Source organism: Vibrio sp. 10N.261.51.A4 (assembly GCF_041471945.1).
Taxonomy (GTDB): Bacteria; Pseudomonadota; Gammaproteobacteria; order Enterobacterales; family Vibrionaceae; genus Vibrio; species Vibrio crassostreae_C.
This window is the reverse complement of sequence record NZ_JBFRPJ010000036.1, coordinates 57,126-72,939: the sequence shown is the minus strand read 5'-3', so window position 1 is coordinate 72,939 and position 15,814 is coordinate 57,126. Positions and strand designations below refer to the sequence as shown.

General features: G+C 44.9%; 19 protein-coding genes and 4 tRNA genes. 4 read left to right on the top strand and 19 right to left on the bottom strand.

The features are described 5' to 3' along the window. Positions 1 to 77 precede the first annotated feature (77 nt). From AB4384_RS09535 to mutY, 7 genes are all read right to left on the bottom strand, one after another. A tRNA-Asn gene (locus AB4384_RS09535) sits at positions 78 to 153 on the bottom strand. A 56-nt stretch (positions 154 to 209) separates the two neighbouring features. After that, positions 210 to 285, bottom strand: a tRNA-Phe gene (locus AB4384_RS09530). A 7-nt stretch (positions 286 to 292) separates the two neighbouring features. Beyond that, positions 293 to 368: transfer RNA gene (locus AB4384_RS09525), tRNA-Thr, on the bottom strand. A gap of 74 nt (positions 369 to 442) precedes the next feature. Next, positions 443 to 518, bottom strand: a tRNA-Phe gene (locus AB4384_RS09520). Between the two features lie 103 nt (positions 519 to 621). Next, positions 622 to 1,755 (bottom strand): membrane-bound lytic murein transglycosylase MltC, encoded by a 1,134-nt coding sequence (gene mltC / locus AB4384_RS09515; protein ID WP_017063191.1) that lies wholly within the window; start codon positions 1,753 to 1,755, stop codon positions 622 to 624. A gap of 69 nt (positions 1,756 to 1,824) precedes the next feature. Beyond that, a complete protein-coding gene (locus AB4384_RS09510; protein ID WP_017071943.1) occupies positions 1,825 to 2,097 on the bottom strand; it encodes an oxidative damage protection protein in 273 nt (90 codons plus the stop codon). A gap of 28 nt (positions 2,098 to 2,125) precedes the next feature. Further along, positions 2,126 to 3,187 carry an A/G-specific adenine glycosylase gene (gene mutY / locus AB4384_RS09505; protein ID WP_065584120.1) on the bottom strand — a complete coding sequence of 354 codons (1,062 nt, stop codon included), beginning with the start codon at positions 3,185 to 3,187 and terminating at the stop codon, positions 2,126 to 2,128. Positions 3,188 to 3,352: 165 nt separating this feature from the next. Between mutY and trmB the strand changes: the two genes are divergently transcribed. Both trmB and glsB read left to right on the top strand, forming a co-directional pair. Continuing rightward, positions 3,353 to 4,072 carry a tRNA (guanosine(46)-N7)-methyltransferase TrmB gene (trmB, locus tag AB4384_RS09500; protein ID WP_017062250.1) on the top strand — a complete coding sequence of 240 codons (720 nt, stop codon included), beginning with the start codon at positions 3,353 to 3,355 and terminating at the stop codon, positions 4,070 to 4,072. A 349-nt stretch (positions 4,073 to 4,421) separates the two neighbouring features. Further along, positions 4,422 to 5,342 carry a glutaminase B gene (gene glsB, locus AB4384_RS09495; RefSeq protein ID WP_017062249.1) on the top strand — a complete coding sequence of 307 codons (921 nt, stop codon included), beginning with the start codon at positions 4,422 to 4,424 and terminating at the stop codon, positions 5,340 to 5,342. A gap of 138 nt (positions 5,343 to 5,480) precedes the next feature. On the opposite strand, the gene hemW is transcribed toward glsB, so the two are convergent. From hemW to AB4384_RS09460, 7 genes are all read right to left on the bottom strand, one after another. After that, a complete protein-coding gene (gene hemW, locus AB4384_RS09490; RefSeq protein ID WP_017071945.1) occupies positions 5,481 to 6,668 on the bottom strand; it encodes a radical SAM family heme chaperone HemW in 1,188 nt (395 codons plus the stop codon). Beyond that, entirely contained in the window at positions 6,668 to 7,267 is a 600-nt protein-coding gene (locus AB4384_RS09485) for an XTP/dITP diphosphatase (protein WP_017062247.1), read from the bottom strand. The genes hemW and AB4384_RS09485 overlap by 1 nt, the downstream gene beginning before the upstream one ends. Positions 7,268 to 7,315: 48 nt before the next feature. After that, positions 7,316 to 7,747: a DUF4426 domain-containing protein gene (locus AB4384_RS09480; protein WP_017062246.1), complete on the bottom strand. Its 432-nt coding sequence runs from the start codon at positions 7,745 to 7,747 to the stop codon at positions 7,316 to 7,318. Positions 7,748 to 7,775: 28 nt separating this feature from the next. Next, positions 7,776 to 8,066 carry a DUF167 family protein YggU gene (yggU, locus tag AB4384_RS09475; protein ID WP_017062245.1) on the bottom strand — a complete coding sequence of 97 codons (291 nt, stop codon included), beginning with the start codon at positions 8,064 to 8,066 and terminating at the stop codon, positions 7,776 to 7,778. Between the two features lie 29 nt (positions 8,067 to 8,095). Next, positions 8,096 to 8,653: a YggT family protein gene (locus AB4384_RS09470; protein ID WP_102321470.1), complete on the bottom strand. Its 558-nt coding sequence runs from the start codon at positions 8,651 to 8,653 to the stop codon at positions 8,096 to 8,098. Between the two features lie 57 nt (positions 8,654 to 8,710). After that, positions 8,711 to 9,529 carry a pyrroline-5-carboxylate reductase gene (gene proC, locus AB4384_RS09465; protein WP_372103738.1) on the bottom strand — a complete coding sequence of 273 codons (819 nt, stop codon included), beginning with the start codon at positions 9,527 to 9,529 and terminating at the stop codon, positions 8,711 to 8,713. A gap of 78 nt (positions 9,530 to 9,607) precedes the next feature. Continuing rightward, a complete protein-coding gene (locus tag AB4384_RS09460; protein WP_372129368.1) occupies positions 9,608 to 10,312 on the bottom strand; it encodes a YggS family pyridoxal phosphate-dependent enzyme in 705 nt (234 codons plus the stop codon). Positions 10,313 to 10,338: 26 nt separating this feature from the next. Between AB4384_RS09460 and AB4384_RS09455 the strand changes: the two genes are divergently transcribed. Both AB4384_RS09455 and AB4384_RS09450 read left to right on the top strand, forming a co-directional pair. Further along, positions 10,339 to 11,376, top strand: coding sequence for a type IV pilus twitching motility protein PilT (locus AB4384_RS09455; protein WP_372129367.1), 1,038 nt, complete (start codon positions 10,339 to 10,341; stop codon positions 11,374 to 11,376). A 14-nt stretch (positions 11,377 to 11,390) separates the two neighbouring features. Beyond that, entirely contained in the window at positions 11,391 to 12,500 is a 1,110-nt protein-coding gene (locus tag AB4384_RS09450) for a PilT/PilU family type 4a pilus ATPase (RefSeq protein WP_372129366.1), read from the top strand. 74 nt (positions 12,501 to 12,574) lie between these two features. Here the strand turns inward: AB4384_RS09450 and AB4384_RS09445 are convergent, their stop codons facing one another. The 5 genes from AB4384_RS09445 to rsmE form a co-directional block, all read right to left on the bottom strand. Beyond that, positions 12,575 to 12,712: a hypothetical protein gene (locus AB4384_RS09445; RefSeq protein ID WP_170791814.1), complete on the bottom strand. Its 138-nt coding sequence runs from the start codon at positions 12,710 to 12,712 to the stop codon at positions 12,575 to 12,577. A gap of 99 nt (positions 12,713 to 12,811) precedes the next feature. Continuing rightward, positions 12,812 to 13,234: a Holliday junction resolvase RuvX gene (ruvX, locus tag AB4384_RS09440; protein WP_017062240.1), complete on the bottom strand. Its 423-nt coding sequence runs from the start codon at positions 13,232 to 13,234 to the stop codon at positions 12,812 to 12,814. 60 nt (positions 13,235 to 13,294) lie between these two features. Further along, positions 13,295 to 13,858, bottom strand: coding sequence for a YqgE/AlgH family protein (locus AB4384_RS09435; RefSeq protein WP_017062239.1), 564 nt, complete (start codon positions 13,856 to 13,858; stop codon positions 13,295 to 13,297). Positions 13,859 to 13,974: 116 nt separating this feature from the next. After that, entirely contained in the window at positions 13,975 to 14,925 is a 951-nt protein-coding gene (gshB, locus tag AB4384_RS09430; protein WP_004735482.1) for a glutathione synthase, read from the bottom strand. Between the two features lie 9 nt (positions 14,926 to 14,934). Continuing rightward, complete coding sequence (rsmE, locus tag AB4384_RS09425; RefSeq protein WP_017062238.1) at positions 14,935 to 15,666, bottom strand: 16S rRNA (uracil(1498)-N(3))-methyltransferase; 732 nt, start codon at positions 15,664 to 15,666, stop codon at positions 14,935 to 14,937. Positions 15,667 to 15,814: the final 148 nt, after the last annotated feature.

Here is a 15,814-nt window from a genome sequence, read left to right as displayed (position 1 = left end):
GTCGGCACACTAAATTCTTTGCTTAAAGAGTTAAACTCTTCAATTAAAACCTCATATAAAATGAAGTCCTTTAAAAATGGCTCCCCTTGCAAGACTTGAACTTGCGACATACGGATTAACAGTCCGCCGTTCTACCAACTGAACTAAAGGGGAATTACTTGTCTCAACATCAGGTCTATAAAGACCATTATTTGTTAAGTACCAAATAATGGTGCCTCGAGGCGGAATCGAACCACCGACACGCGGATTTTCAATCCGCTGCTCTACCGACTGAGCTATCGAGGCAAAAGAATGGTGCCGACTACCGGAGTCGAACTGGTGACCTACTGATTACAAGTCAGTTGCTCTACCTACTGAGCTAAGTCGGCACACTAAATTCTTTATGCTTTTGTCCGTGTTGTTACTCCCTGTTAAAGAGTGTTGACACCAACAAATCAAATTGTGGTGCCCGGAGGCGGAATCGAACCACCGACACGAGGATTTTCAATCCTCTGCTCTACCGACTGAGCTATCCGGGCAACGGAGCGCTATTAAACGGATTTTCTGTATAACCGTCAACTCCTTTTTTGAAAATAATTAAAAAAACCGTTCGTTCGTTGTTTTTTTATTCAAAAGTGAGGGTTATGTTTTACCTTGGTTAAATTCTTTTTTGAATTGCGTTACTTTTTCGAGGTATCGGCGCGACTCTTTATTTGGATGCTTCTTGGTAAGCGCCCAGTAGGCTTGGCTCGGTTGCAGCGAGTTTAAGTCTTGCATTGCTCGCTTTCTGTCCTTACTGAAGGTATTGAGTACGCCACCAGTACCGCCGTTATAGGCTGAAATCATACTGTATTCAAGCGTTAATGGGTTTTTTACGTCTTTCAAATAACGATTTTTAAGGATGTAAAAGTATGCGGTGCCAGCATCAATGTTGTTTTCTGGATTGAATAAGTACTCAGGGCTTGGTTCACCAGGTTTCTTTTTGACGTGTTCAAATACATCTCGACCAGCGGTTTTAGGTACCACCTGCATAAGACCATAAGCATTAGCCCAGCTTACGGCGTACGGGTTGAAGCTACTCTCTGTCTTGATGATAGCGTAGATTAAATCTTCAGGGATGTCATAACGCTGAGACGCTCGTCGAACGATGTCGGCATATTGATAACTACGCTGGCTAGCGTGGTCGGCCACCATTGGGATTTCAACGTAGTAGGCTTTTTTAAAGTCGACTTCTTTGGTTTTTAGGTTATTCGCGATCAGGTAATCCGCAAACTGGTTCGCTCGCCAAGTCCATTGAATGGGCTTTTTTTCTTGGTCTACGACCTGATTATAGAGGAAAGGTTTGCCTTCTAGCTTGATGCTTTTAGAAGAGAATAGATCGACATGCGCCGGATCATCTGGCGTCAAAAGGGTCGTCATGATCGCATTTTTGAGGTGTTTTTTCGGTTCGGTAGAGGAAACCGTTTCCACCGTTATCAGGCCTTGGCTAAAATTCACTTCTGAACGACTTAAGTAATTATCTATGTATTTCACATAGTTACTCTTACCTGCTATCTTGATTTCACTGCTACCCCAACGTTTTTGAATGTTGCCTGAAAAGCTATCTATTAATGAATCTAGCGCCCCGGTATCTTTTTCAAATTGTCCGGGTAGCTCAGCTAAATTCTTCACAAACCGGTTGGTTGGCTCGTAATTGACATCATAAATGCTTTCGACAAATTCACGGCTGCAGCCAGTTAATAACATGGCTGTTAGGAAGTAACTTAGCTTTTTCATAGTTCCTCATACAAAAATGACATCGCAGCGTTAACCATGATGTCATTAAAAATTGCTTAAATAAATGTCTTATTCGCTTGGTGGAGTATAGCCATCAATTACGACATCTTTACCTTCAAAAAGGAAGCTAACCATCTCAGTTTCAAGAAGTTTACGATGCTCAGGATCCATCATGTTTAGCTTCTTTTCATTGATAAGCATAGTTTGCTTGCTTTGCCATTGTCCCCAAGCTTCTTTAGACACGTTGTCAAAGATACGCTTACCTAAGTCACCTGGGTAAAGTTGAAAATCTAGGCCTTCAGCATCTTTTTGAAGGCGAGCACAAAATACAGTGCGGCTCATAGTGGTTCCTCTTATCGCGTTCGTTGATTCAAACGTCGTCGTTCAGTTCAAAGGGTAGGCTCTCAATAAGCTGCTTTACAGGAGCGGCTAGGCCAATTTCTTCCGGTTTTGATAAGTTATACCAGAGACCTTTAGCCCCTTCCATTATCAAATCTGGTTGTTTATCTAATTTCACTAATACTGGCGTGATATCTAAGTGGTAGTGGCTGAAAGTGTGTCTAAACGCAATCATGGTCTTGATCGAATTGGTTTGAGTGTCTTTGATCGAACGAAGATCTAGTTGATGTTCGATCTCTGCGTTTTCATTTTGAGGGAAACAAAACAATCCGCCCCAGATACCAGATTGAGGGCGCTGTTCGAGCCACACTTGGTTGTCGTGATACAGAATCACAAACCATGTGTCTTTTACTGGCTTTTCTTTCTTAGGCTTTTTGCCAGGGAAGTCGAGCTGTCTATCGAGCTTCTTGGCCTCACACATGCTTTCAATCGGGCACAAGGTGCACTTAGGCTTGCTACGGGTACAAACCATGGCACCCATGTCCATCATTGCTTGGTTGTACTTATCGACATCTTTGTTCGGAGTATGTGCTTCGGCGTGTTCCCAAAGCTGGTTTTCGACTTTCTTTTGCCCCGGCCAACCTTCAACGGCAAAACTTCTCGCAAGCGTTCGTTTTACATTGCCATCAAGAATCGCATGAGGAAGTTTATGAACCGATGATAAGACGGCTGCTGCTGTTGAGCGACCAATCCCCGGTAGCGCGTTCATCTCTTCGATAGACAGCGGAAATTCACCACCATATTGCTCAGCAACGATCTTGGCTGCTTTATGTAGATTGCGAGCTCGTGCGTAATAACCAAGCCCTGTCCATAAGTGGAGTACCTCATCTTGTTCGGCGTTCGCTAGGTCGATAACCGTTGGAAAGCGTTCTAAGAAGCGTTGGTAGTATGGAATCACCGTAGCAACCTGAGTCTGCTGAAGCATGATTTCAGATAGCCAAACGGTGTAGGCGGTTTTGTTTTGTTGCCAAGGCAATTCTTTACGCCCGTAGGCGTCATACCACTTTAATATGGCGGTTGCGAAAGGAGTCACGACATGCTCTATGCTTTGCTATTATTAGAAGAGAAATTGCACCACACTTAACGTTGGATGTAAAACAGACAAATTGTGTGGGAATTTATCCACGGAAAGACTTGCACCGGAGGCAATTCTTTGGATAATCCCCGCTTTGATTAATCAATGTGCAGGCAAAAATCAATGAGTGAAGTGACCACTAACGAATATACTGAAGACGGCAAACTGGTTCGTAAGATCCGTAGCTTTGTTCGCCGCGAAGGCCGCTTAACAAAAGGCCAAGAGAACGCGATGAATGAATGTTGGCCAACAATGGGTATCGACTACAACCCAGAGCTTCTTAACTGGAAAGAAGTATTTGGCAACGATAACCCGGTTGTACTAGAGATTGGCTTCGGTATGGGTGCATCACTGGTTGAAATGGCAAAGAACGCCCCTGAGAAAAACTTCTTAGGTATTGAAGTTCATAGCCCGGGTGTTGGTGCGTGTTTAGGTACAGCTCGCGATGCTGGCGTAACTAACCTGCGTGTAATGTGTCACGATGCTGTAGAAGTATTTGAACACATGATCCCAGATAGCAGCCTGCATACTCTGCAACTGTTCTTCCCTGACCCATGGCACAAAGCTCGTCACCATAAACGTCGTATCGTTAAGGCTGAGTTTGCAGAGATGGTTCGCGGCAAGCTTCAACTTGATACTGGTGTTTTCCACATGGCAACAGACTGGGAAAACTACGCAGAACATATGATTGAAGTGATGAACGTAGCTCCAGGCTTCGAAAACATCGCTGAAGATGGTGATTACATCCCTCGTCCGGATGAGCGCCCGCTAACTAAGTTTGAAGCTCGTGGCCACCGTTTAGGTCATGGTGTTTGGGACATTAAGTTCAAGCGTACTAAGTAACTTCGAATCAAATTAAGTGAAGGGTAATCCGACTTAGGGTTTAACCCCTACACTTTATGGGATTGATTAAAGCCAACATTATTGTAATGTTGGCTTTTTTGTCCTTAGGCTTTTATTTCAGTAAAGGCTTAACGACAGAAAGTAATACCAATCACAGTAAGTAAGTGATCAGAAATAGCGTAGGAAAAAGGCTTGAGAACAAGGCAGCATTTTTCGATAAGTAGTTACTCTACAATCAAAAATTCTAACGCAGTTATCGAGCATTTTAACAAGCTAGAGTGAGCAGTTATTTACTACGATTGGTATATGTTACACCCCTACAAAAATAACAATATAGAAGTAAGCGCACATGAAACCAACTCAAGCTATTTTGGCCGAGATCTTAGACGAAGTTCGTCCTTTAATTGGACAGGGAAAGGTCGCTGATTATATCCCTGCACTGGCTCGCGTATCGAACCAGAAACTGGCGATCGCGGTATACACCAATGAAGGTGAGGTGATTAAAGCAGGCGATGCTGAAGAAGCATTTTCTGTGCAATCTATTTCTAAAGCCTTGAGCCTGACGCTAGCTATGGTGCTATATAAGCCTGAAGAGATTTGGCAAAGAGTAGGCAAAGAGCCTTCTGGTCAAGCCTTTAACTCGATGATTCAGCTTGAGATGGAGTATGGTATTCCCCGCAACCCGTTCATCAATGCGGGGGCAATTGTCGTTGCAGACCTACTACAAAGCCGCTTGTCTGCGCCTAGGCACCGCTTGTTAGAGTTTGTGCGTCAGTTATCGGGTGATACTCATATTGTGTATGACAAGGTGGTAGCGGCTTCAGAAATGATGCACAGCGATCGTAATGCTGCCATTGCTTATTTGATGCGTTCATTTGGTAATTTTGAGAATGATGTTATCCCAGTTCTGAATAACTACTTCCACGCTTGTGCGCTTAAAATGACGTGTGTGGATTTGGCAAAAACCTTTAGCTATTTAGCAAACAAAGGCGTGTCGGTTCAAACCAAGAAAGAGATCATCACGCCAGTTCAAACCAAGCAGTTGAATGCTTTGCTTGCGACGTGTGGCTTGTACGATGGGGCTGGTGAGTTTGCCTACCGTGTTGGTATGCCAGGAAAATCGGGCGTTGGTGGCGGTATTATTGCTATCGTTCCTGGCGAAATGACGATTGCGGTGTGGTCTCCAGAGCTTGATCCTTCTGGCAACTCGCTCGCAGGTACTAAGGCTCTAGAGTTGCTTTCAGAGCGAATTGGTCGTTCTATTTTCTAAGAGAAAGATTCGAGCACGGACGTTGTCCTATAGAACGCTTCGCTCCGAGAGAGGGCTATAAAACAAAAAGGGTTGACCCTAAAGCCAACCCTTACGCAATGCTTCTCGAATCTCGAATCTCGAATCTCGAATCTCGAACTACTCGTCTTCTTCTGCCATAAAGGCTTCTAACAGATCATTGAGAAACAGCTTTCCTTTTTCAGTGATCTGCCAATGAGTGTCGGTTTCGTTCAAGTAGCCTAGCTCTTTTGCCCACTCAATTGTTGGCTGAACAGCGTCAAAACCAAGTCCTGTCGTATCAATGAAATCTTGCTTAGGGCATGCTTCCATCAGCCTGAAACGGTTCATGAAAAACTCGAAAGGGCGATCTTCGTTTGCTACTTCAAATTCATCCGAAATATAAGGCTTCACCATATTCTGGTAAGCCGCCAAATAGCCTCTAGGGTGCTTAACCTTAGTGGTACGAACAATGCGTCCATCTGTAAAGCTCAGCTTGCCATGAGAGCCACAGCCAATACCTAGATAGTCACCAAAGCGCCAGTAGTTGAGGTTATGTTGGCACTGATATCCCGGCTTGCTGTAGCCTGAAATTTCGTACTGCACATACCCTGCGTCTGCGAGCTTCTTATGGCCTAGGTCGAAGATATCCCAAAGGTCATCATCATCAGGCAGCGTTGGTGTTTTGTAATAGAACATGGTGTTAGGTTCTATTGTTAGCTGATACCAAGATAAGTGCGGAGGGTCGAGTTCTATCGCTTTATCCAAATCAGCCAACGCTTGTTCAATACTCTGTTCGGGTAAGCCGTGCATTAAGTCTAAATTGAAACTATTCAATCCAATCTTATGCGCTAAATGAGCAGCATTTACCGCTTCATCTTGACCATGAATACGCCCAAGTCTTTCCAGTTTCTCTTGCTCAAAACTTTGCACACCCACCGAGATTCGAGTAATGCCTGCCTTTTGGTAACCTGCAAAACGCTCAGCTTCGATAGTTCCCGGGTTGGCTTCCATGGTGATTTCTATTTCAGGTTTGAACGGGATGCGCTGTTCAATGCCTTGTAACAATCGGCCAATTCCTTCAGGAGAAAACAGGCTTGGGGTACCGCCACCAATAAAGATCGAATGCAGTGGGCGAGGCATACCATTGAGCTGATATTTTTCGATATCAGTATCGAGATCCTCAAGCAGTGCATCGATGTACTCTTTTTCAGGGATCTCGGCTTTCAGAGCGTGAGAGTTAAAATCACAATACGGACACTTTTGTACACACCATGGGATGTGTACATAGAGGCTAAGTGCGGGTGGTATTAGCGCTGCATTGTGCATTACAGAGCTTGCTCCTTGAGAGTCTTGAATAGTGACGCAAGCGCTTTACCACGGTGTGATAGTTGCTTCTTACGCGAAGATTCAAGCTCTGCTGAGGCGCAGTTATCTTCTGGTACAAAGAACACAGGATCGTAGCCAAAGCCATTCTCACCGTGTTCTTCAGTAAGAATACGACCTTCCCATTTACCGTGACACACTAGAGGTGTTGGATCATTCTCGTGACGCATTAGCACCAACACACAGTGGAAACGCGCAGTACGCTTTTCAGTTTCGACACCTTGCATCGCATCTAATAGTTTTTTGATGTTCTGCTTATCGGTTGCCCCTTCACCTGAGTAACGCGCTGAATAGATACCTGGCGCACCATTTAAGTAATCAACCTCTAAACCTGAGTCGTCAGCAATGGCTGGCAGCCCTGTTTCTTTCGCTGCGTGGCGAGCTTTGATGATGGCATTTTCAATGAAAGTCGTTCCTGTTTCAGCGACTTCTGAAACGTTAAATTCACTTTGCGCGACAACGTCAAAACCAAACTCAGACAGAATATCTGCCATCTCGCGAACTTTACCTTGGTTGCCTGTTGCTAAAACAATCTTACTCATGGGAATGTAGCTCTAAATAAGTTAATAAATGAAAAGTAAGGTTTGAGCTTACTCTTCTATATAGAATTTCTGTGTGAAACGCAGTGGACCAGTGCCTTTTAGGCCTGCGTTCACATCGATGTCGAAGGTGATGTTTTCTTCGTGAGTTACGGGGAACTCAGCAAGGTAATAAATCGCATCGCCTTCTTTGATTTCTCGAAACTTCAAAGTACGGGTGTTTCCAACGAGGTTCTTCGCTGTTCCCGTAATTTTAGCCGTTGTCGCAGGCTTGCCTAGAGAAGCCTTGTCTAACACGCTGATGTTGAGGATTGCTGAGTATCCATTTCGCTTAAGTTTGTATTGCTTAGCGACTTGCGAAGTTAAGAACGTGGAATTAAAAGCCGAGTAATGAACCTCGACATCCTTAATATTCTTAAATTGCCCTGCTGAGCTTGGTAAGGCAACAAGAGCGGTGAGTAGTGCTGTTATCCATAAACGCATAATGACTCCAATAAATAGCAAAAAGCCATCATAGGATGGCTTTGACTTCAGTTGGGATTTGGCTTGGCGAGCATATTCGAACTTGCTTGTGCCTACCGAGATCTCCCTTTTCTATCTTAATTTGCCCTTTTGCGACCTTAAACTGTTTCGCAAGGTATTTCGCTAAGTGGGCGTTGGCTTTGCCATCTACTGGTGGAGCAGTTATGGCAATTTTGAGTTCCTCACCATGCAAGCCAACAATCTTGTCTCGGCTTGCTTTGGGTTGGATATAGAGCCTAAGAAGAATATCGTTTTCCTCGGCCCAAACCGCTTTTGGCATCGTCAAAGTACCTGATGTTCGTACTTGAATTATAGCTGATACCAAATAGGACCAATCATGTCGCCCATTAGGAAGTTCGCAAACTGTAGAACAATGAACAGAACCAGAACGCTTAAGTCGAAGCCACCCATATCCGGTAGGATACGGCGGATAGGCATTAGCATTGGCTCAGTCAGTTGATGGAACACGTACTCGATTGGGCTACGGCCTTGGCTAACCCAGCTAAGGATTGCACGGATAAGTAGAACCCAGAAGATCAAACCACCAGCCGCTTTGAGCAAAGATAGTGCACCAAAGATCAGGAAGCTGATATCGAATACAGCTGCGCCGCCAGAGATAATCAGGTTGAGAGCAACGAACTTAAGCACACATAGCACATAAGCAAAAATAACCGTCGCAAGATCTAGGCTGCCGATTGATGGAATAACTCGGCGCAGTGGGGCAACAACTGGTTGTGTCGCTTTTACGATGAATTGTGAGAATGGGTTGTAGAAATCTGCACGTGATGCTTGTAGCCAGATACGCAAGATCACAACCATGATGTAAAGATCAAAAACGGTCGAGATCAGAAAGCTCATCGAGTTCATATTGTTTCCTTTTTCGGATTTACTTGCCGCTTAGATATAACCCGAGCGACAAAATGCTTAAAACAGTTTTTCCATCTCTTCAGCTCGAGCGACCGCCGCTTGCATGGCTTTGGCTACGATGTCTGATAGTTGATGTTCATTGAACGTGCGCAATGCTTCTGCAGTTGTTCCGCCTTTTGAAGTCACTTGTTCACGCAGTGTCGATAATTCAGTATTTGGATTCGCTACCACCATCTCTGCCGCGCCTAATGCAGACTGCTGCACTAATTTACGAGCGGTTTCTTGGTCAAAACCTTGCTTGATTGCTTCAGCTTGCATCGCTTCCATAAACAGGAAGAAGTAAGCCGGAGCGCTACCCGCCGCCGCAATGATGTTGTTGATTCCAGACTCTTGTTCAACCCAACTTACTTCACCAACAGCTTGCATCAGCTGAGAAGCAAAGTCTTTATCATCTTGGCTGACAGTTGCATCGGCATAAAGACCACTCATCCCTTTACCAAGCAGTGATGGCGTGTTTGGCATCACACGAACAAGGTTCAGTTGGCAGTTTAACATCTCATTAAGTCGATTCGCATTAATACCCGCGGCAATTGAGATAACCAGTTTGTTGCTGAAGTCGATATCTTGTAAGGGTTTACATACATCAGCCATCATTTGTGGCTTCACGGATAACACAACAACGTCTGCTTGCTCTGCTGCTGCAATATTATCGCTGGTGGTATTGATGCCGTATTCTTGTTCTAACGGCAGCCTTCTGGTTTCTGAAGGTGCTGTCGCAGTAATCTTTTGCGCTGGGTAACCACTAGCAACTAAGCCAGCTACAATTGAGCGAACCATGTTTCCCGCCCCAATAAAGGCGATGTTCTTATGTACCATATATAAAATCCTGAGCGTGTCGCTGCGCGGATAAGGCGAAGCGGTATCAATACTTGTACTTGTCGTTACTTACTACGGCTATTTCGCGTAATCACGAGCGCCGAAAATAGCTGTTCCAATACGAACCATTGTGCTACCAGCCTCAACTGCTGCATCCATATCACCACTCATCCCCATCGAAAGGGTATCAATGTCTGAATACTTCGCGGCTAGCTTGTCTTTAAGCTCTGCCAGTTGAGAAAATGCATTAAGCTGAGATTGATAGTCAGATACGTTTGCAGGAATCGACATCAATCCTCTTAAGGTGAGGTTGGGGAGCGATGAAATCAACTCCGCGAGTGCAAAAACTGTCTCTTCTGAGGCTCCAGATTTGGACTCTTCACCACTGGTGTTTACCTGAATCAACACTTGCAAAGGTGGAAGTTCGCTTGGTCGTTGATCATTAAGCCTTTGTGCGATCTTATCGCGATCGACGGAATGCACCCATTGAAATCTTTCCGCGATTGGGCGGGTTTTATTGGATTGAATTGGACCAATAAAATGCCACTCTAAATTTAGGTTAGAATGTTGTTCTGAAAAGTGTTTTACTTTATCTACACCTTCTTGAACATAGTTTTCACCAAAGGCAACTTGGCCTCCGAGTGCGGCTTCTAGAATCGCATCAATAGGTTTAGTTTTGCTGACGGCTAAAAGTTGCACGGACTCTGGAGCTCGTCCGCACTTTTGCTCAGCACTACGAATCTGTAAGGTGATTTGTTCGATATTTTGTTGAATACTACTCATAGCTGACTTTACTTAAGGGAAAATAAATGGATATCACTGAGTTACTAGATTTTAGTGTAAAGCATAACGCGTCAGATCTACATCTTTCTGCGGGTGTATCTCCAATGGTACGTATAGATGGTGAAGTAAGGAAGCTTGGAATCCCAGCTTTGAGTCATGCTGATGTGCATCGTTTGGTTTTTGAGATCATGAGCGATTCACAACGCGGCGAGTTTGAAGAAAAACTGGAAGTCGACTTCTCTTTTGAATTACCCAATGTTGGTCGCTTTCGTGTTAATGCGTTTAACCAAGCCCGTGGCTGCTCAGCTGTCTTTCGAACTATCCCTGTCGAAATCCCGACTTTAGATCAGTTAGGTGCACCTGAGATCTTCGAAAGGATTGCTAACTACGAAAAAGGGTTAGTGCTCGTCACTGGTCCAACTGGCTCTGGTAAATCAACGACTCTTGCGGCGATGGTTGATTACGTAAATCGCAACCACAATAAGCATATTCTGACGATTGAAGACCCGATAGAATTCGTTCACACCAATAATAAATGCCTAGTCAACCAGCGTGAAGTTCACCGTGATACTCACAGTTTTAAAGCGGCACTGCGCAGTGCCTTACGTGAAGACCCAGACGTGATTCTGGTTGGTGAACTTCGTGACCAAGAGACGATTAGCTTAGCGTTAACCGCAGCAGAAACGGGTCACTTGGTCTTTGGTACTCTGCACACCAGTTCTGCGGCTAAAACGATCGACCGTATTATCGATGTGTTCCCAGGTAGCGATAAAGATATGGTTCGTTCGATGTTGTCTGAATCACTGCGCTCGGTGATAGCCCAGAAGCTGCTAAAGCGTGTTGGTGGTGGTCGTGTGGCGTGTCATGAAATCATGATGGCAACATCTGCGATCAGAAACTTGATTCGCGAGGACAAGGTCGCTCAGATGTACTCGATCATTCAAACGGGCGCAGCGCACGGCATGCAGACCATGGAACAAAATGCGAAGCAGCTGATGGCGCAGGGCTTGGTTGATTCGGAAGAGGTCGAGAAAAAGATCGAAATTGAAACCTCAATGTTTTAATTAAGGTGTACATAATGGAATTGAATCAAATCCTTGAGGGAATGCTTTCTCAAAAGGCATCGGATCTCTATATCACTGTCGATGCGCCAATCCTGTTTCGTGTGGATGGTGAATTACGCCCTCAAGGAGAGAAGCTGAATGCGGCACAGGTTGCTCAATTACTTGATGCGATGATGGAACAAGATCGACGTGATGAGTATCAGCAAGCGCGTGAGGCTAATTTTGCCATCGTGCGTGACTTTGGTCGTTTTCGTGTCAGTGCATTCTTTCAGCGAGAGCTACCTGGAGCGGTCATTCGACGTATCGAGACTAACATCCCAACCTTTGAGCAACTAAAGCTTCCTGATGTACTACAGGACCTATCAATAGCTAAGCGCGGACTTGTGCTGGTGGTTGGTGCGACAGGCTCTGGTAAATCGACCTCAATGGCTGCAATGACAGGCTATCGCAACACCAATCGCTCGGGACATATCTTGACGGTTGAAGACCCTATTGAATTTGTGCACGAACATAAAAAGTGCATCGTGACGCAGCGTGAGGTCGGGCTCGACACCGAGAGTTACGAAGTCGCGCTTAAGAACTCGCTACGCCAAGCACCAGACATGATCTTGATTGGCGAAATCCGTAGCCGTGAGACCATGGAATACGCGATGACCTTTGCTGAAACGGGTCACTTGTGTATGGCAACCTTGCACGCCAATAACGCTAACCAAGCGCTAGAGCGTATTCTTCATTTGGTGCCGAAAGAGCAGAAAGAACAGTTCTTGTTTGACCTATCGATGAACCTGCGTGGTGTCGTCGCTCAGCAACTCATTCGCGACAAGAATGGCAGCGGGCGTCATGGTGTATTCGAGATTCTGCTGAATAGCCCTCGTGTTTCTGACTTGATTCGTCGTGGTGAACTACACGAACTGAAAGCAACCATGGCTAAATCGAAAGAGATAGGTATGCAGACCTTTGACCAAGCTTTGTATGATTTAGTGATAGCAGGCAAGATCAGCGAAGAGGATGCGTTCCACAGTGCCGATTCTGCTAATGACTTGCGCTTAATGCTCAAAACTAGACGTGGTGATGACGACTACGGAACTGGGGCGTTGGCTGGTGTGAAGATAGATATGGGGTGATAAAAAACGCCTGATTTGATTCTAGGTTAAAATCAGGCGTTCATCATATTCATCGTTCGACTGCGTCTGTATTATCAACGCTTCTTGTTCTTAGGCTCGCTGATTACGTCTGCGTCAGTCGAAGTATGATTCATATAACCTGCATTATTGGAGCTTGTCGAACTGCATGCTGATATTGCTAGAGCTACGAAGATTGCTAGAAAAATTTTCATGTGAACTCCCACTTACCTAATAATGAATTGCTTCGACATTACGTCGTAATATCATTATAGGATCACAAAGGAGTTTAATCTTTGAGCTCTTAATTTTCGTTATGAATATTGTGCTTCAAACCAGCTCTCTAAAATGACGACTGCAGACTGGTTATCGACATTGCCTTTGCTTAGCGCTTTATAGCCGCCCATTTCAAAAAGGTCGGCTCTTGCTTCTGTGGTCGAGAGTCTTTCATCATGTAGTTCAACATCGACACCAAATCGTCCTTTAAGGCGGTTAGCGAACTTCTTCGCTCTAGGTGTAATGGTTGCTAAGTCTTTACCATGAAGGTCGGTAGGAAGGCCGACTACAATCAGGTTCGGCTGCCACTCCTTAATTTGTTTTTCGATATCGTCCCAATTTGGGATGCCATCTTTGGCTTTAAAAGCTTTTAGAGGGCTTGCGGTGCCCGTGATTTCTTGTCCTATCGCACTGCCGATACTTTTTGTACCGTAGTCAAATGCCATAATTGTTCGTGACATGGGGTTTCCAAATTTATCTGTGTTTGAGAGTGTCTGTTTATTTTACTTAGTTGATTTGAGCTAGGCGTGACCAGCGTCTGCTGAAAGCTGAGCTGCATTAATGCCTAACATCTGTACAGCGACTTTCCAGCGGTCAGAAATCGGTGTATCGAAGATGACCTTCGGATCGGCTTCAACGGTTAACCATGAGTTCTCGGTCAGTTCTGTTTCCAGTTGTCCGGGTTCCCATCCTGCATACCCAAGTGCGACTAAATAATTCATCGGCTCATCTTCTGTGCCCAACACCATCAAGATATCTTTTGAGGTTGTCACTGAGATTTGATCCGTCATGCTGATACTGGATTGATAGTTGCCTTTAGGTTTGTGCAAAATAAACCCACGGTCTTCTGCGACCGGTCCACCATTCAATACAGGCTTATCAAGACTTGCTTGGTTGGGTTTTGGCTGATCAGAATCAACCTCAACTTGCTTAAGCATGCTACCGACAGTGACATCAATAGGGGCGTTGATCATCAAACCCATCGCGCCTTCGTCATTGTGCTCACAAAGGTAAATCACCGAATTTTGAAAGTATGGGTCTTTCATTCCGGGCATAGCAACCAGAAAGTGGTTCGTTAAATTCATAGAGCCTCCTGCCAGTGTGTTCCCAGTAAAGGAAAAAGAGCGGCGTAAAGCCGCTCATTGTTCTTTGCCTAGATATTTCTGTGTTTTCGAATAGCTAAGGCTTTCTTTAGTTTAGGCTATTTAGCGTTAACGCGACGCTCAATTGCATCCATTAATTTACCTGTAACTGAAATATCAAAAGCGGCTTCAATTTCACGGATACAAGTAGGGCTAGTCACGTTAATTTCAGTCAGCTTGTCGCCGATAACATCAAGCCCAACAAAGATTAAGCCTTTCTCTTTCAGTGCTGGAGCAACTGCTCTTGCGATAGCCCAGTCTGTTTCACTTAGAGGACGAGCTTCACCTGTACCGCCAGCAGCAAGGTTACCTCGAGTTTCCCCTTTTGCAGGAATACGCGCTAGACAGTAAGGCATTGGCTCACCGTCAACCACAAGAATACGCTTATCACCATTGCTGATGTCTGGAACAAAAGTTTGTGCCATTGCGTAGTTCTGACCGTGGTTGGTCAAGGTTTCAATAATAACTGATACGTTTGGATCGCCTTCTTTCACACGGAAGATAGACGCGCCGCCCATGCCATCAAGTGGTTTTAGAATCACGTCGCCGTGTTCTTCTCGGAACGCTTTAATTTTTTCAGCTTTACGAGTCACGATGGTGGTCGGTGTCAGTTCAGGGAACCATGCCGTGAACAACTTCTCGTTACAGTCACGTAGGCTTTGTGGTTTGTTGACGATCAGTGCGCCGTTCTCTTCAGCACGCTCAAGAATGTAAGTTGCGTAGATGTACTCAGTATCAAACGGAGGATCTTTACGCATTAGTACCGCATCTAAATCGGATAGCGCGATAGTCTGTTCTGATTTGAACTCGTACCAACCGTTTGGATCTTCTTTTAGTTCAACAACCTTAGTGTCAGCAATGGCTACGCCTTGATCTAAATGTAGATCATCCATTTCCATGTAATGGATTTCGTAACCACGACGCTGAGCTTCAAGCATCATGGCAAAGCTAGAGTCTTTTTTGATGTTAATGGATGAAATTGGATCCATTACGATGCCAAGTTTGATCATTTTTTTCTCCTAGCCTAGATCGCCAAAACGGACTTGTAAGGCAGTAATTGCGGTTAGAGCTGCTGTTTCGGTACGAAGTACACGTGGGCCGAGTAGCGTCTCTTCAAATTTGTATTGTTCTGTCATGCCGATTTCTTCAGCCGACAAGCCACCTTCAGGGCCGATCAATAGGCGTACCTTACTGATAGGTTCTGGAAGGGTATTAATTGAGTATTTTGCACGAGGATGTAAGTTCAGCTTTAATGCTTCACTCGGTTCGCTACACCACTCTTCAAGTTGCATGATAGGGCGAATGACTGGAACCGTATTGCGGCCACACTGTTCACACGCCGCGATAGCAATCTTTTGCCACTGTGCGAGTTTTTTCTCGAAGCGTTTTGTATCAAGCTTAACGCCACAGCGCTCTGAAATTAAAGGGGTAATGGTGTTCACACCAAGCTCAACCGATTTCTGAATCGTGAACTCCATTTTGTCGCCACGTGAAATCACTTGGCCTAAATGTAAGTCTAACGGAGATTCGCTGCTGCGTTCGATGCGTTCAGAAACATTAACGGTGACATTTTTCTTTGATACTTCGGCTATCGTCGCAGGGAATTCAGCGCCACTGCCATCAAATAGAAGGACTTCTTGGCCTTCTTTCATGCGAAGGACACGACCAACATGACCCGCGGCATCTTCGCCTAAAGCGAGTGAACCTAACTGATGAATGCGTTCTGGGTGATGAATACGAGGGATTCTCATGCTGGTAAACCTATAAATATGTTCATTTGGGTATTTTGTCTCTGCCTAACATGGATGCTTTTAGTTGAAAAAACAAGGGTAGAGCAAGAGTTTCAGGGGCAATTCTGAAACTCTTGTTTGAGATAGTTAGGAATGTTGATTGTACGAG

Coding starts and splice junctions, on each gene's coding strand:
- AB4384_RS09460 (WP_372129368.1), bottom strand. CDS start 10,312: ATGAGTAGTATTCAACAAAATATCGAACAAATCACCTTACAGATTCGT.
- AB4384_RS09470 (WP_102321470.1), bottom strand. CDS start 8,653: ATGAACTCGATGAGCTTTCTGATCTCGACCGTTTTTGATCTTTACATC.
- mltC (WP_017063191.1), bottom strand. CDS start 1,755: ATGAAAAAGCTAAGTTACTTCCTAACAGCCATGTTATTAACTGGCTGC.
- AB4384_RS09435 (WP_017062239.1), bottom strand. CDS start 13,858: ATGAATTTAACGAACCACTTTCTGGTTGCTATGCCCGGAATGAAAGAC.
- proC (WP_372103738.1), bottom strand. CDS start 9,529: ATGGTACATAAGAACATCGCCTTTATTGGGGCGGGAAACATGGTTCGC.
- gshB (WP_004735482.1), bottom strand. CDS start 14,925: ATGATCAAACTTGGCATCGTAATGGATCCAATTTCATCCATTAACATC.
- trmB (WP_017062250.1), top strand. CDS start 3,353: ATGAGTGAAGTGACCACTAACGAATATACTGAAGACGGCAAACTGGTT.
- AB4384_RS09450 (WP_372129366.1), top strand. CDS start 11,391: ATGGAATTGAATCAAATCCTTGAGGGAATGCTTTCTCAAAAGGCATCG.
- AB4384_RS09510 (WP_017071943.1), bottom strand. CDS start 2,097: ATGAGCCGCACTGTATTTTGTGCTCGCCTTCAAAAAGATGCTGAAGGC.
- AB4384_RS09485 (WP_017062247.1), bottom strand. CDS start 7,267: ATGAGTAAGATTGTTTTAGCAACAGGCAACCAAGGTAAAGTTCGCGAG.
- AB4384_RS09480 (WP_017062246.1), bottom strand. CDS start 7,747: ATGCGTTTATGGATAACAGCACTACTCACCGCTCTTGTTGCCTTACCA.
- yggU (WP_017062245.1), bottom strand. CDS start 8,066: ATGCCAAAAGCGGTTTGGGCCGAGGAAAACGATATTCTTCTTAGGCTC.
- hemW (WP_017071945.1), bottom strand. CDS start 6,668: ATGCACAATGCAGCGCTAATACCACCCGCACTTAGCCTCTATGTACAC.
- AB4384_RS09445 (WP_170791814.1), bottom strand. CDS start 12,712: ATGAAAATTTTTCTAGCAATCTTCGTAGCTCTAGCAATATCAGCATGC.
- rsmE (WP_017062238.1), bottom strand. CDS start 15,666: ATGAGAATCCCTCGTATTCATCACCCAGAACGCATTCATCAGTTAGGT.
- AB4384_RS09455 (WP_372129367.1), top strand. CDS start 10,339: ATGGATATCACTGAGTTACTAGATTTTAGTGTAAAGCATAACGCGTCA.
- ruvX (WP_017062240.1), bottom strand. CDS start 13,234: ATGTCACGAACAATTATGGCATTTGACTACGGTACAAAAAGTATCGGC.
- glsB (WP_017062249.1), top strand. CDS start 4,422: ATGAAACCAACTCAAGCTATTTTGGCCGAGATCTTAGACGAAGTTCGT.